11 protein-coding genes and 1 other RNA gene are annotated in these 13682 nt (G+C 67.6%); 7 read left to right on the forward strand and 5 right to left on the reverse strand.

Going from position 1 to position 13682, the window contains the following annotated elements; all coding sequences use genetic code 11:
* Nucleotides 1–354 precede the first annotated feature (354 nt).
* Together J7357_RS02755 and J7357_RS02760 are read right to left on the reverse strand one after the other, a co-directional pair.
* The gene (locus tag J7357_RS02755) at nt 355–1248 is read right to left on the reverse strand and encodes an SDR family oxidoreductase (protein ID WP_209244723.1); all 894 of its coding nucleotides are present in this window, start codon (nt 1246–1248) and stop codon (nt 355–357) included.
* Nucleotides 1245–3098 carry a glycoside hydrolase family 15 protein gene (locus J7357_RS02760; RefSeq protein WP_209244730.1) on the reverse strand — a complete coding sequence of 618 codons (1854 nt, stop codon included), beginning with the start codon at nt 3096–3098 and terminating at the stop codon, nt 1245–1247. The genes J7357_RS02755 and J7357_RS02760 overlap by 4 nt, the downstream gene beginning before the upstream one ends.
* 222 nt (nt 3099–3320) lie before the next feature.
* Between J7357_RS02760 and J7357_RS02765 the strand changes: the two genes are divergently transcribed.
* The 3 genes from J7357_RS02765 to J7357_RS02775 are packed head-to-tail and all read left to right on the forward strand — an operon-like array spanning nt 3321 to nt 7041.
* Nucleotides 3321–4679 (forward strand): alpha/beta fold hydrolase, encoded by a 1359-nt coding sequence (locus tag J7357_RS02765; RefSeq protein WP_209244731.1) that lies wholly within the window; start codon nt 3321–3323, stop codon nt 4677–4679.
* The gene (locus tag J7357_RS02770) at nt 4676–6199 is read left to right on the forward strand and encodes a GMC family oxidoreductase (protein WP_209244733.1); all 1524 of its coding nucleotides are present in this window, start codon (nt 4676–4678) and stop codon (nt 6197–6199) included. The genes J7357_RS02765 and J7357_RS02770 overlap by 4 nt, the downstream gene beginning before the upstream one ends.
* Before the next feature lie 38 nt (nt 6200–6237).
* On the forward strand, nt 6238–7041 hold the full coding sequence (locus tag J7357_RS02775; RefSeq protein ID WP_209244735.1) for an SDR family oxidoreductase: 804 nt from the start codon (nt 6238–6240) through the stop codon (nt 7039–7041).
* A gap of 380 nt (nt 7042–7421) precedes the next feature.
* On the opposite strand, the gene ssrA is transcribed toward J7357_RS02775, so the two are convergent.
* Nucleotides 7422–7773, reverse strand: a transfer-messenger RNA (tmRNA) gene (ssrA, locus tag J7357_RS02780).
* 341 nt (nt 7774–8114) lie between these two features.
* Here ssrA and J7357_RS02785 point away from each other — a divergent pair.
* Complete coding sequence (locus J7357_RS02785) at nt 8115–10586, forward strand: S8 family peptidase (protein ID WP_209244897.1); 2472 nt, start codon at nt 8115–8117, stop codon at nt 10584–10586.
* 751 nt (nt 10587–11337) lie between these two features.
* Here the strand turns inward: J7357_RS02785 and smpB are convergent.
* Nucleotides 11338–11841: an SsrA-binding protein SmpB gene (smpB, locus tag J7357_RS02790; RefSeq protein ID WP_010344270.1), complete on the reverse strand. Its 504-nt coding sequence runs from the start codon at nt 11839–11841 to the stop codon at nt 11338–11340.
* 58 nt (nt 11842–11899) lie between these two features.
* Here smpB and J7357_RS02795 point away from each other — a divergent pair, with 58 nt between their 5' ends.
* Together J7357_RS02795 and J7357_RS02800 are read left to right on the forward strand one after the other, a co-directional pair.
* Nucleotides 11900–12331 (forward strand): ubiquinone-binding protein, encoded by a 432-nt coding sequence (locus tag J7357_RS02795; protein ID WP_010344269.1) that lies wholly within the window; start codon nt 11900–11902, stop codon nt 12329–12331.
* A gap of 5 nt (nt 12332–12336) precedes the next feature.
* Nucleotides 12337–12591: an RnfH family protein gene (locus J7357_RS02800; protein WP_209244737.1), complete on the forward strand. Its 255-nt coding sequence runs from the start codon at nt 12337–12339 to the stop codon at nt 12589–12591.
* A gap of 27 nt (nt 12592–12618) precedes the next feature.
* Here J7357_RS02800 and bamE read toward each other — a convergent pair whose 3' ends face one another.
* Nucleotides 12619–13017, reverse strand: a complete 399-nt coding sequence (gene bamE, locus J7357_RS02805) for an outer membrane protein assembly factor BamE (protein WP_010344267.1) — start codon at nt 13015–13017, stop codon at nt 12619–12621.
* Between the two features lie 103 nt (nt 13018–13120).
* Between bamE and fur the strand changes: the two genes are divergently transcribed.
* Nucleotides 13121–13543 carry a ferric iron uptake transcriptional regulator gene (gene fur, locus J7357_RS02810; protein ID WP_026143876.1) on the forward strand — a complete coding sequence of 141 codons (423 nt, stop codon included), beginning with the start codon at nt 13121–13123 and terminating at the stop codon, nt 13541–13543.
* Nucleotides 13544–13682 lie beyond the last annotated feature (139 nt).

The following is a 13682-nucleotide window of genomic DNA, read 5'->3' on the forward strand; positions in this document are numbered from 1 at the left end:
GGGGGGTGTCACGATTGCCGACGCCGGTGCGGGTGATCGTGGCGAGGAAGGACGGCACCGCCGGTCTCGTCGCACGGCCACGACGCCGCCGACATCATTCCGCAACGCCTCGAGGACGCCGGCGTAACGCACTCCCACGCATGATGCGCCTACCAGCTGTGCGGCCGGGGCGATGCCTGGGGCTGCTTCAAGGATGCAGGCATCCGCGGCTGGACCACCTTCTCCCGCATCGGCAGGCCCACTGGCCTGCCGATGCTGTTTTGTGCCCGTGCGTCGAGGACAGGCCGCCGCCAGACACGCGATGACGCGCCTGGGCGCGTCATCGTGTGGAGGACGTATCGATCTCGCCAGACGTCAGGCGACGCCGGCCCCGCCGGTCGCGCCGAACACTTCGCCGGTCAGGTAGCTGCCTTCCTGGCTGGCGAGGAGCACATACAGCGGTGCGATTTCGACCGGCTGGCCCGGGCGCTTGAAATGCGTCTTCGAACCGAACTGGGTGACCGCCTCCATCGGTTGGCCGCCGGAGGACTGCAGCGCGGTCCAGAACGGACCCGGGGCCACCACGTTCGCCCGGATGCCCTTTTCGCTCAGCTGTGCCGCCAACGCCTTGGTGTAGGCGACGATGCCGGCCTTGGTGGTCGCGTAGTCGAGCAGGATCGCCGACGGATCGTACGCCTGGATGGAGGCGGTGGTGATCACCGCCGCGCCCGGCGGCAGGTGCGGCACTGCGGCGCGGCAGATCCAGTGCATGGCGTAGAGATTGGTCTTGAGCGTCTTGTCGAAATCCTCGTCGCTCACCTCGCTGATTTCTTCCCGATATTGCTGCCGACCCGCGTTGATCACCAGGATGTCCAGGCCACCCAGGCCGGCCACCGCTTTATCGACCAATGCCGCGCACCACTGCCGATCGGTGATGTCGCCGGGCAGGCTGATCGCCTTGCGCCCTTCGGCCTCGATGAGGGCGATGACCTCCTGTGCGTCCGACGCTTCCTCGGCAAGGAAGGAGATGGCCACATCGGCGCCCTCGCGTGCAAACGCGATCGCCGCGGCGCGGCCGATGCCGCTGTCGCCGCCGGTCACCAGCGCCCGGCGGCCCGTCAGCTTGCCCGATCCGCGATAGCTGGTCTCGCCGTGGTCGGGCACCGGGTCCATCTCCGAGGCCTTGCCCGGCACCGGTTGCGGCTGCGGCGGGAACGGCGGCTTGGGGTACTGTTCGCGCGGGTCCTGCATCTTCAGTCGATCGTTCATCGCGTCTTCCTCTTCTTGGCGTGTGGTTGCAGTTTTACCGGGTTGGTTTTCGTGTTCTCGATGCTCGACATCGCCATGATCTGCGCGAGATGGCTCAGTCCCTGCGGAAAGTTGCCGAGGAATCCGCCGGAGTGCGGATCGATCATCTCGCTCAACAGGCCGTTGCAGCGATCGAGCGCGGCGTTGAGCTGTGTCAGCCGTTTTTTGGCCTTGGCTTTCTGTCCCAGGCGGGCATAGGCTTCGGCGATCCAGTAGGAGCAGGCGACGAAGCAGCCTTCTTCCTGCGCCATGCCGGAGTAGCGGTAATGGAACGCGCCGACGCCCAATGCGCGGTCGATCGCGTCGAGCGTCGCCAGCAGGCGTTCCTTGCCGTCGAAGCGGAACCGTGCGGCCAGCGCCACCGACGCATCCAGCTTGTCGCTGCCCGGATACATCACGAAGGCCTGCTGCGCATCCGACCAGCAGTGGACTTCGATCCAGTCCTTGATCCTGTCGCGCTCCCGTTCCCAGCGATCGCGACACGTCGTCGGCAACTGGCCCTGGTCGGCCAGTTCGACGGCTCTGGCCAGCGCCTGCCAGCAGCTGACCTTGGACATGGTGTAGTGCTGCAGTTCGGGCAACTCCCAGATCCCCGAGTCCGCCTTGCGCCAGCGATCGGCGCATTGGTCGGCGAGCCGGGACAGCAGTTCGGCGCTGGAGGCGTCCAGGATGTTGCCGCGGCTCACGAAGCAATAGGCGGTCTCGAAGATGTCGCCGTAGATGCCGTGCTGGTGCTGCCCACCGGCGAGATTGCCGCGCACCACCGGCACGGTGTTGCGGTAGCCGGAGGCCTCCAGTTCGGTGACGTTGGGAACCAGTCCGCCGTCCAGGGTGAACACGACTTTCGGCCCGTGCTGGCGCAGTTGCCGGATCAGCCAGGTGAACGCTGCCTTCGATTCCGCTTCCAGGCCCGCGGCCAGAAACGCCTGGATGGTGTAGCCGGCATCGCGGACCCAGGCATAGCGATAGTCGAAGTTCTTGTCGCCGCCGATGCGTTCGGGCAGTGAGGTCGTCGCGGCAGCGGCGATGGCGCCGGAGGGCGAGTAGAGCAGCAACTTGAGCGCAAGCGCGCTGCGCACGAAAAAATCCCGGCCCGCGCGCGGGAAGGTCACGTTCTTCGACCATGCCCGCCATTCCTTGTCGGTCAGATCGATGCGGCTGTCGATCTCCTCGATGGTGGGCGCGACCAGCGGCTCGTCCTCGCCGACGACTAGGGCGATCGTCGCGCGTTGTCCCTTCGCCACGGTGATGTCGCCGCGAACGCCATGGTCCGACCACGCGCAGCTCAGCCTGTCGTCGTGGATCATGACGCCGAGCAGGCGGTCGACATGGAACACGGTGTGCGGGCCGATGGCCGCGCAATAGGGGCTGGCGTTCTGCGCCCGCAGGCTGAATTTCAGCTCCAGCCGGAAGCGCACTTTCCCGCGCTGGCATTCGATGCGTCGTGCAAGCTCGCACCAGGGCAGTCGGCCCGCATGGCCGCTGTTGAGCGACTCGGTCAGCGTCGCCTGGCCGGAGGCGGTGGTGAATGTGGTGACCAGGACATTGCTGTCCTTGCGATAGTGCCGCTCGGTGCGGAACGGCTGGTCCGGGGCGAGGATAAAGTAGCCGCCTTGTTCGGCATCCAGCAGCCGGTCGAACAGTGGCGCGCTGTCCATGTTGGGCGCGCACCACCAATCGATCGATCCGTCTGTCCCGGTCAGGGCGACCGAGCGTCCTTCGCCAAGCGCGCCGTACTGCTCGATCGGCAGTACGCCCTCGCTGCGGTCGACGTTGGAGGTCGAGCGGCGTGGCCGGGCGGTCGTCGACACGTGCTCAGGTTCCACGCCAACACATGCCAAGGCCGCGCTGGGGCGTCGTCGATTCCAGCATGACGTGTCGAGGAAGCATGGGGGCAGGTGCGAAGGGGAGGGCAGCCCGACGGTAGTGGCCTCTCCGCCGAGGCCCGGTGAAGACGGCACGCGCCTACGGCGGCCTGCACGTGGCGTGGACGAGGGCTGTTCCATCGTGCGTGACCGTCATCGAGGTGCGCCATGGCAACACCGGTCCTGTACTTCCTGCACGCGCTCGGTTCGAGCAGACGCGAGTGGTCTTCGGTGATCGATCTCCTGGGCGCGCGCTTCGATTGCATCGCACTGGATATTCCCGGCTTCGGTGATGCGCCGGCATTGGACCGCCCCGATGTCGCGGCGCTGGTCGATTGGTTCGCAGGCGAGGTCGCGCGCGACAGGCCGGAGTGCTGGTATGTGGTGGGCCACAGCATGGGCGGAAAGATCGTCACGCTGACCGCCTCGCGCGCCCGCGATGGCGTGGCCGGACTCGCCGGCCTGGCCGGCGTCGTGCTGGTGGCGGCATCGCCGCCCGCGCCCGAGCCGATGGACGAATCCCGGCGGCAGACCATGTTATCGTGGTTCGAGGGTGCCGGCCCCACGCGGCAGCAGGCCGAGCAGTTCATCGACGACAACTGCGCGGCGCCATTGCCGACGCCGCCGCGCGACGGTGCCGTCGACGACGTCCTGCGCAGCAGCGCGCGCGCATGGAACGCCTGGCTCACCCATGGCAGCCGCGAGGATTGCGCGGCGCACGCCGGCTGCATCGAAGTGCCCGCCCTCATCGTCGCCGGCAGCGAGGACGGCGATCTGGACGAGGCGGCACAACGGCGCTGGAACCTGCCGCATTACCGCGATGCGCGCCTCACCGTGGTGGCGCAGGCAGCGCACCTGATTCCCTACGAGCGACCGCAGGCGCTCGCGGCGTTGATCGCCGCGCATGTCGATGGCACCGCGGCACGCCGGCTGCCCGACGACTTCGTGGCATTGCTCAACGCCGACCGCGTCGCCCCGACGATGCGCAAGACGCTGCTGCATCGCCATGCCGGGCCGTCCCGCGCGGCGAAAGGGATCTTGAGCGAGCGCCAGTTCGGCACGCTTGCCGCGGTGATCGAGCGCGTCCTGGATGGTGCGGGCGACGCCGGCGATATCGCACGCCGCATCGACGTCGATCTCGCCAACGGGGTGGGAGACGGATGGCGGTTCGCCGACCTGCCGCCCGATCGTCTCGCCTGGCCGATGGGGCTGGATGCGCTGGACGCGTTGTCCGGCGGCTTCGCCGCCTTGCCTGCCCAGGACCAGGACCACTGGCTGCACGCCATTTCCGTGCACGAGGCAGGCGACTGTCCCGCGTGCGGATGGAGCGCGGCGCAACTCGCCGCCTGGTTCGAAGACGTGCGCGCCGAGACGGTGCGGGTCTGGACGAGCCTTCCCGTCACCATGGCCGCCTTGGGCTACGACGGGTTCGCCGTGGGCGGATTGGGCGCGGGCAGTCCCGGTTATCAGGAAACCGCCGCCGGTCGACGCGAGGCCTGGCAGCTGCTGCCCAAGGCGCATCCATGACCGCCGCATCGCCTGCGGCGGTGGATGCGGTGGTGGTCGGCAGCGGTGCCGGCGGCGGCCCGCTGGCCGCGCGGCTGGCGCAGGCCGGCGTCTCGGTGGTGGTGCTGGAAGCCGGCGCCGCGTTCGGCCCGCACGCGCACCGCGCGGACGAACTGGCGACAGACATCTACTGGATGGAAGAACGCCTCAGCGGTGGGCGCACGCCGACCGCGTTCGGCCCGAACAACTCCGGGACGGGGCTCGGCGGATCGACGCTGCACTGGGGCGCGTTCTGCCCGCGCCCGGACCCGCGCGATCTGCAGCTGCGCACGCAGACCGGCCAGGGCGAAGACTGGCCGATCCCGCACCAGGAGCTGCTGTCCTACCTCCAGCGCGTCGAACGCTTCATCGGCGTGTCCGGGCCGGCGGTCTACCCCTGGGACAGCGAGCGCTGCTATGCGTTCCCGCCGGCCCAGCGCAACGCACCCGCCGAGGCGATGGAGCGCGGCTGCCGTGCCCTCGGCATCACCGCCGCCGATGCACCGGCCGCGCTGGTCACACGCACGCACGAGCAGCCGCACTGGGGCATGCGCGTGGCCTGCAACAACTGCGGTGCGTGTCATCAGGGCTGCAGCAACGGCGCCAAGGTCAGCGTGGACACGACCTGGCTGCCGCTGGCCCGCGCGCACGGTGCGGACCTGCGCAGCGATTGTCGGGTCGTCGGCATCGAGCGCAACGGCCTGGGCGCGGTTACCGGCGTGGTCTACCGGCAGGGCGAGCGCGAGCTGCGCCAGCGTTGCGCGGCCTTGTTCCTGTGCGCCGGCGGCGTGGAAACGCCGCGCTTGCTGCTGAACCTGGGACTGGCCAATTCCAGCGGGCAGGTCGGGCGCAATTTCATGGCGCATGTCGCGACCCAGGTCTGGGGCACGTTCGACGTGGACATGCGCATGAACCGCGGCTACCCCTCGTCGCTGATGAGCGAGGACATGCTGCGTCCGGCGCAGGCCGAGTTTGCCGGCGGCTATCTGATCCAGAGCCTGGGCGTGCAGCCCGTGACCCTCGCCAATACGCTGGCGCGCGGCGCCGGTCGCTGGGGCGCGGCGCTGGTGCAGACCATGACGCGCTACAACCGCCTGGCCGGTATCGGCATCAATGGCGAATGCCTGCCGCAAGACGCCAATCGCCTGACGCTCGCCGACGAGCGCGATGCCTTCGGAATGCGCAAGGCGCGGGTCGACTTCAGCTACGGCCCCAACGAACAGGCGATCGATGCCCATGCCAGGCGCACGCTGCAGGCGATCTGGGCGGCGGCCGGCGCCGAGGACATCTTCGCCGCCGCGCGCTCGGCGCACACGCTCGGCACCTGCCGCATGGGCCGCGATCCCGCGCAGGCCGTGGTCGATGCGGATGGCCGTTCGTTCGACATCGGCAATCTCTACGTCTGCGACAACTCGGTCTTTCCCAGCGCCTTGGCGGCCAATCCGGCCCTGACGCAGATGGCACTCGGCCTGCGCACGGCCGAGCGGTTTCTCGCGCACTAGGCGCCTGCCTTCCCTTCCACCCAACGAGGAAAAACGACATGGACCTTGGAATCAACCAGCGGATTGCCCTGATCAGCGGCGCCGACTCGGGCATGGGCAAGGAGACCGCCCGCCAACTGCTGCAGGCCGGCGTACGCGTGGCGATCACCGACCGTGCGGACGGCACGCTCGATCAGGCGCTGTCCGAGCTGTCGGGCCTGGGCGAGGTCATCGCCGTCGAAGGCGACGTCACGCGTGCGAACGATGTCGCGGAGATCTGGGCGCAGGTCCGGGCACAGCTGGGCGATCCGGACATCTACGTCAACGCGGCCGGTGTCACCGGCGCGACCGGCGACTTCCTCGACGTGAGCGATGCCGGGTGGCTGGAAACGCTGGACATCAACCTGATGGGCGCGGTGCGGATGTGCCGCGAAGCGATTCCCGCGATGCGTCGAAACGGCTGGGGGCGCATCGTCCTGTTCGCGTCCGAGGACGCTGTGCAGCCCTACGTGGACGAGCTGGCCTATTGCGCGTCGAAGGCGGGGATCCTGAGCCTGGCCAAGGGCCTGTCGAAGGCGTACGGCGGCGACAACGTGCTGGTCAACACGGTGTCGCCCGCGTTCATCCATACCCCGATGACCGACGCGATGATGCACAAGCGCGCCAAGGAGAAGGGCATGACCTTCGATGAAGCGGTGGCGTCTTTCCTCGACGAGGAGCGTCCCGGCATGGTCCTGAAGCGGCGTGGCCGACCGGAAGAGGTGGCGGCGGCGGTCGCGTTTCTGTGCTCCGAGCGCGCCAGCTTCATCAATGGCGCCGGGATCCGGGTCGATTCGGGGTCGGTGCAGACCATCGCGGGGTGAGCCGGAACTGACATCGGGACGACGGCGATGCTCCTGCGCGTTTCGCGGGAGCGGATGGTCGGCGCTGGAGGTGTTTTCGGGAGCTCAGTCGCCGACCAGCGGCTTTCGCTCCGGCAAGGGCCGGCGCCAAGCCGTCTGGCGGGTAGGGCGCCTTCGTCGTTATCCGAAACGTGGGCTATACCTGCTCGGTACATCGTGCTGCATGCGCGTCGCTTTGTCCGCCGATGTGTGGCATGTGAGAGAGGTTGGGGGTACCAGATCCGGGACGCCACGCGCCTACTTGCATGCATTGGGTCGTGCTGCTCGGAGCACAAAAAAGGCCGGAAACCCTTGTTTTATGGGGGTTCCCGGCTTTTCTCAGACCTGCTCGGTCTCTTCATTGGTGGAGGTGGGCGGAATCGAACCGCCGTCCGAAGGCACTCCATCCCCGGCACTACATGCTTAGCTCATCGTTGGATCTCGCCCCGGAACAGCACGATGTGCGAAGCGCATCCCGGGACCAGCCTGCTTGATTTAGCCAATGGCTGACAGGCAGCCACCACCGGCGATTCCGTGATAATGACCCTACGTCGCGAGCACGGACACAAGCGATTTCGGGGCTAGGCCTTAAGCGGCCAGAGCGTAGTTGTCGTCGTTGGCAACTATAAGTTTGCGGCTGGATTTACGAGGAAAGCTGCCCCCTCGGCATGCGCCAAGCGATTTTGCAACCCCCGTCGAAACCAGTGCACCCCCGGGGACAACGTCAAACGCTGACCTGCACAGTGTAGGGATCGGGGAGGGCAGTCACAAGTCTTGAGACAGGCCGCGCTTAAGCTGGCTTCACTGCGACGCCGGCCCGTCACGCCGCCGTCCCCCAGGCATTCCCCCAGGCATGGAGCAGCGCAATGGCAAGCAGACAGCCGCGTGGCCGCAGCAGCAGCGGACGCGCGCCCAAGGCACCCGTCACGTCCTCGACCTCCAAGCCCGGCAAGACGCCGGCCAAGGCGCAGGCGACATCCGCCGCCAAGCCGAGGGCGGCAGCGCGCAAGACGGCGGCAGGCGGCGTACGTGCTGCCAAGCCAGCGCAGAAGACGATGCCGGCAGGAGCGGCTGCGTCGGCAAGGCCGGCAACAGCGTCCAGCTCCCACGTCTCGGCTCCCGACGCCGGCAGGCCTGCCTCGGCGGCGCGCGCCGCGACGCCGCCAGCGCGCAACGCGCTGCGGCCCAAGGCCACCGGCGAAGGCTCGCTGGCGCAGGGTCCGGCACGCACGGTCGTCTACATCCATGGCATCGGCAACAAGCCGCCGGCCGAGGTGTTGCGTTGCCAGTGGGACCGCGCCCTGTTCGGCCGCGCGATGGGCGAGCGCACGCGTATGGCCTACTGGGTCAACCGCGAACGCTATCCGTTGCCGGAGCCTGGAGACTGTCAGGATCAGGACCGCGGCCCGGTTCTGAACCAGGCCGAGCAGCGCGTGCTCAGCGCGCTCGGCGTGACCCCGCAACTGGCCGATCTGCGCCAGCTCGCCGACACTCTGGCCAGCAGCGACGCCGAGCGCGCGCGCTTGCACCAGGTGCTGGACGAGGTGGAGACGGCGGCGCCGCCACCGGCGGTGGGGACTGCCGAGGTGCATGCGCAGGGCGTGATCGACGTGTTCAATCGCGCGCTGCTCAAGTTGATTTCCGCGGCGCTGCTGCAGGACGTGCATGATTTCTTCTTCGTGCCGGCGCGACGTGAGCAGATGCGCGACAGCCTGCTGCAGCGCATTCGCGCCGGTGGCGGCCCATTCGTGATCGTCGCGCACAGCCAGGGGTCGCTGATCGCCTACGACGTGCTGCGCGAGTTGCAGCCGCAGGACTGCGAGGTGTCGCTGCTGCTCACGCTCGGTTCGCCGCTGGGGCTACCGGTGGTGCGCAGCATGTTCAAGGAGTGGACCGGTACGCCGAAGCTGCCGTTCCCGCCCTGCGTGGCGCGCTGGGTCAACGTCGCCGAGCGGCGCGACCCGGTGGCCCTGGACGACGATCTCAGCGACGACATCGCCGATGCCGGCGAGCGCTTCCACAACATCGCCGGGTCAAAGATCAACCCGGATTGGCAACACAACCCGCATTCGGCCGCCGGTTACCTGTCCATTCCCGACGTGCGCGCCGAGGTGCGGCGTGCGGTGGGCGTGGGCTTCGATCAGCCGATCGCGCACCCGGTGTTGATCAAGGATTTGTCCGACCAGTTGGAGGCGCGCGCGCCGGACTATCGCCATGAGGTGCTGATCGAACTCGAGCGGTTGTCCGACGCCGGCGATCCGGCGCAACGCAAGCATGAGCTGATCGCCGCGTTGCGCGCGCTGACCGAGACCTCCACCGGCCTGCACGGCGATGCGCTGGATGCGCAGATCGAACTGGAAGACACGATGCAGCGCTACGTGTCGGCGCGGCTGACCCGGTTCGAGATCGAGAGCCTGCGCGAGCGCTATCGCGATCTCAACCTGAAGCGCCTGTGGCGCGACGCCGGCAAGCGCGCGCTGATCTATCAGTCGCGCAGCACGATCCAGGTGGACGCGGCGCAGGTGGCTTACCGCGCACTCGGCACCGGTATCGGTTGGGCGGTGCTGGACAGCGGCATCGCCGCGGCGCATCCGCACTTCCACGCCGCCGGGCAGCCGCCGACGGTGCTTGCCCAATGGGACTGCACCCAGCGCGGGCGCCCGCGCGCGCTGCGCCAGGGCGAGGCCGGCTTCGATGCGCTCGACGGCAACGGCCACGGCACCCATGTGGCCGGCATCATCGCCGGGCAATGCGAGGCGCCGCTGCCGGGCGTGCCAACGTCGGCACCGTTGCAGTTCGCCGGCATGGCGCCGTTGGCGCGGTTGTACGGACTGAAGGTGCTGGACGACGACGGCAACGGCCGCGACTCCTGGATCATCAAGGGCGTGCAGCAGGTGGCCGAGCTCAACGAGCGCGCTGGCGAACTGGTGGTGCACGGGGTCAACCTGAGCCTGGGCGGCTACTTCGACGCCGAGAGCTACGGCTGCGGCTTCACCCCGCTGTGCAACGAGTTACGTCGGCTGTGGCGCCAGGGCGTGGTGGTGGTGATCGCGGCCGGCAACGACGGCCTGGCCTGGCTGATGCAGGGCGATGGCGAGGCCTACCCGCTGAACCTGGACCTGAGCATCGGCGACCCGGCCAACCTTGAGGAATCGCTGGCGGTGGGTTCGGTGCACAAGAGCAGCCCGCACAGCTACGGCATTTCGTATTTCTCCTCGCGCGGCCCGACGGCCGATGGCCGCTACAAGCCGGACTTGGTCGCGCCGGGCGAAAAGATCCTGTCGGCGCACCACGGTTTTGTGGTCGAGGATCCCGGCACCTGGATGGTGGAGATGAGCGGCACCAGCATGGCCGCGGCGCACGTGTCCGGGCTGATCGCCGCGTTCCTGTCGGTGCGCCGCGAGTTCATCGGCGCCCCGGATCGGGTCAAGCAGCTGGTGCTGGCGCAGTGCCTGGACCTGCAGCGCGATCGCTACATGCAGGGCAGTGGACTGCCGAGTTTGATGCGGATGCTTGGCGGGACGTGAGCGGGGCGGGGATGATCAGCCATTCGGCTGCTGAAAAGCCCGGGATTCGGGATTGGGGATTCGCAACAGCGGATTCCCGGCGCCCCGCTTTTCCTGTAGGAGCGGCTTCAGCCGCGAGGCGGTGAGCAGGGGGGCGATTGGGGGATCGGAGACTCACAACAGCCGTTCCAAGGCTGCATCGTTTTTCATGCGGGAATCTGCTTGCGTCGCGATGGTTGAATGCCAACGCTTCAGGAACGGTGCTTGAGACAGCTGGCGGACCCCGTGCGAGCGGCTCGTCTGAATCATGTCGAGATTCCGACGTCATCGCGTCGCGGCTGAAGCCGCTCCCACAAGGGCATTCATGCGCTACCGGAGGTTTTGCGGTTGCCGAAATTTCGGCGTTGTTGCGCTAAGCGTGCGGCTGCGCTGGTGCGCAGTGAAGCGGCTTTTCCGACTCCCGAATCCCGACTCTCAAATCCCGTCCTCCAAATCCCGGCCTCACCGCGTCGCGGCTGAAGCCGCTCCTACAAGGGCATTGATGCGCTACAGGGCTCTTGCGGCTGCCGAAATTTCCGCGTGCTGCGCTGCGCGTTCGGTTGAATTGGTGTGCCGGGGAGTTGCTTTCGCGACTCCTCAATCCCCAATCCCGGCTTCACCGCGTCGCGGCTGAAGCCGCTCCTACGGGAAAGGCGAGGCGGGCAAGACAGCTGGCACGGGCAGGAGATCTGCTGTTGCGAATCCCCAATCCCGAATCCCCAATCCCCGCCCCTCAGGCATTCTTGTTGTGCCGGCGCATGATGCGCTGCTTGTCGCGGGCCCAGTCGCGGTCCTTGGCCGCGTTGCGCTTGTCGTGGTCCTGCTTGCCCTTGGCCAGCGCGATCTCGAGCTTGATCTTGTTCTTGCTCCAGTACATCGCGGTGGGCACGAGGGTGTAGCCGTCGCGTTCGACGCGGCCGATCAGCTTGTCGATCTCGTTCCGGTGCAGCAGCAGCTTGCGCGTGCGGCGGTCGTCGGCCACCACGTGGGTGGAGGCCTGGATCAACGGGGTGATCTGCGCGCCGAACAGGAACAGCTCGCCCTGGCGCACGAAGGCGTAGCTCTCGCCGATGTTGGCGCGGCCGGCGCGGATCGACTTCACCTCCCAGCCCTGCAGGGCCAGGCCGGCCTCGTAGCGGTCCTCCAGGTGGTATTCGTGGCGCGCGCGCTTGTTCAGGGCGATGGTCTTGTTGGCCGTCGCGCCGTTTGCTTTATCCTTGGCGGGTTTCTTGCTCATCTTGCTATTGTCTCCGATTCGGGGCCTCCCGAACGTCTTGGTCCCACTTCCGTCCCGAATGCCTATCATCCGCCGCAGCGCTCTGGTCGAACACGCCGCAACGCGCATGTTCGATCTGGTCAACGACGTCGCCGCCTATCCGCGCCGGTTCGCCTGGTGCGATGCGGCCCATATCCTCGAGCAGAACGACCGCATCCTGGTCGCGCGGCTGGACCTGGGTCTGGGCTCGTTCCGCACCTGGTTCACCACCGAGAACAGCCTGCAGCGACCGGATCGCATCGATATGCAGCTGCGCGACGGCCCGTTCAAGCGCCTGCAGGGGCAGTGGACCTTCCAGGGTTTCAACGACCATGCCAGCAAGGTCAGCCTGATGCTCGACTTCGAACCGGCCTCGCGCCTGCTGGGCCCGGCGCTGGCGCTGGGCTTCCAGAGCCTGGCCGACCGCATGGTCAACGACTTCGTGCGCGTGGCCGACCGCGAACAGGCCTAGCCGCCATGCAGATCGAGGTGGTGCTGGCCTGGCCGGAGCGCTTCGTGTCGCAGCGGTTGGACCTGCCGGAAGGCGCGACCGTGGCCGATGCGCTGGCCGCCGCCGCCTTGCCCGAAGCGATGCCCGGCATGCCGTGCGCGGTCTACGGCGAAGTCGCCGCACCGACGCGGCTGTTGCAGGACGGCGACCGGGTGGAACTGCTCAGGCCGTTGCTGATCGACCCCAAGGACGCCAGGCGGCGCCGCGCCAAGCCGCGCTGAGCGGCGGGGCGCGACGCGGCCGCCGGCTCATTCGCCGCGGCGCTGCTTCTTCTTGTCCTTGGCCAGGTTGCGGCCGAACTGGCGCACGCTGTTCTTGGCCAGTTCTTCGTCCTGATCCGGGAAGTAGTCGCCTTCCCAGCGGGTGACCATGTCGTTGTCGAAGAACACGACGAAGTTCTTGATCTCGGTATGGCCGACGCGATCGATCCGCTCAGTGGAGGTGTAGTCCCAGCGCTGCGCATGGAACGGATCCGGGATCGAGGGGCTGCCCAGAAGCGCGCTGACCTGCTGCTTGCTTTGCCCGACCTTGAGCTGCTCCACGGCCGACGGCTTGATCAGATTGCCCTGGTAGATGGGCTGCTTGTAAATGATGCCGCAGCCAGCGGTGGACAGGGCAACAGCGGCGACCAGCAGGAGATTGCGCATCGGGGACAGGGCTGAATGAAATCACGTCGATGATACACTCCCGGCGACCGCCGCGACCCATTCCCAGGCAGCTGGCGATAAACCAGCTATGAACGGAGACGCCATGGAATCCCACGATCTGCGCAAAGTCGGCCTGAAGGTCACGCACCCCCGGATGCGCATCCTCGAGCTACTGGAGCAGAAATCGGCGCGGCACCACATGACCGCCGAGGAGATCTACCGGCAGCTGCTGGACCACGGCGACGAGATCGGCCTGGCCACCGTGTACCGCGTGCTGACCCAGTTCGAGGCGGCCGGGCTGGTGCTCAAGCACAACTTCGAGGGCGGCCAGGCGGTGTACGAGCTGGACCGCGGCGGCCACCATGACCACATGGTGGACGTGGATACCGGCAAGATCATCGAGTTCGAAAGCGCGGAGATCGAGGAACTGCAGCGCAAGATCGCCGCCGATCACGGCTACGAACTGGAGGAGCACTCCCTGGTGCTGTACGTGCGCAGCAAGCGGCCGAGCGGCAAGAAGGGCTGAGTTCTGCGCTGCCGGGTGAACCCGGTCAGCGTGTGGCCCCTCCCTGTGCGCCAGATGCGCTGGGGCTTCGCCACGTACCCTCACCCCAACCCCTCTCCCGGTGGGAGAGGGGCTTTAGCTTCTCCCTTCTCCCGCCGGG

This window comes from Xanthomonas sp. D-109 (assembly GCF_017746095.1).
GTDB classification, from domain to species: Bacteria; Pseudomonadota; Gammaproteobacteria; order Xanthomonadales; family Xanthomonadaceae; genus Xanthomonas_A; species Xanthomonas_A sacchari.

Bases quoted from the DNA above. Each gene is read 5' to 3' on its own strand.
- J7357_RS02765 (WP_209244731.1), top strand. From the start codon at position 3,321: ATGGCAACACCGGTCCTGTACTTCCTGCACGCGCTCGGTTCGAGCAGA.
- J7357_RS02775 (WP_209244735.1), top strand. From the start codon at position 6,238: ATGGACCTTGGAATCAACCAGCGGATTGCCCTGATCAGCGGCGCCGAC.
- J7357_RS02800 (WP_209244737.1), top strand. From the start codon at position 12,337: ATGCAGATCGAGGTGGTGCTGGCCTGGCCGGAGCGCTTCGTGTCGCAG.
- J7357_RS02785 (WP_209244897.1), top strand. From the start codon at position 8,115: ATGCCGGCAGGAGCGGCTGCGTCGGCAAGGCCGGCAACAGCGTCCAGC.
- smpB (WP_010344270.1), bottom strand. From the start codon at position 11,841: ATGAGCAAGAAACCCGCCAAGGATAAAGCAAACGGCGCGACGGCCAAC.
- J7357_RS02770 (WP_209244733.1), top strand. From the start codon at position 4,676: ATGACCGCCGCATCGCCTGCGGCGGTGGATGCGGTGGTGGTCGGCAGC.
- bamE (WP_010344267.1), bottom strand. From the start codon at position 13,017: ATGCGCAATCTCCTGCTGGTCGCCGCTGTTGCCCTGTCCACCGCTGGC.
- fur (WP_026143876.1), top strand. From the start codon at position 13,121: ATGGAATCCCACGATCTGCGCAAAGTCGGCCTGAAGGTCACGCACCCC.
- J7357_RS02755 (WP_209244723.1), bottom strand. From the start codon at position 1,248: ATGAACGATCGACTGAAGATGCAGGACCCGCGCGAACAGTACCCCAAG.
- J7357_RS02795 (WP_010344269.1), top strand. From the start codon at position 11,900: ATGCCTATCATCCGCCGCAGCGCTCTGGTCGAACACGCCGCAACGCGC.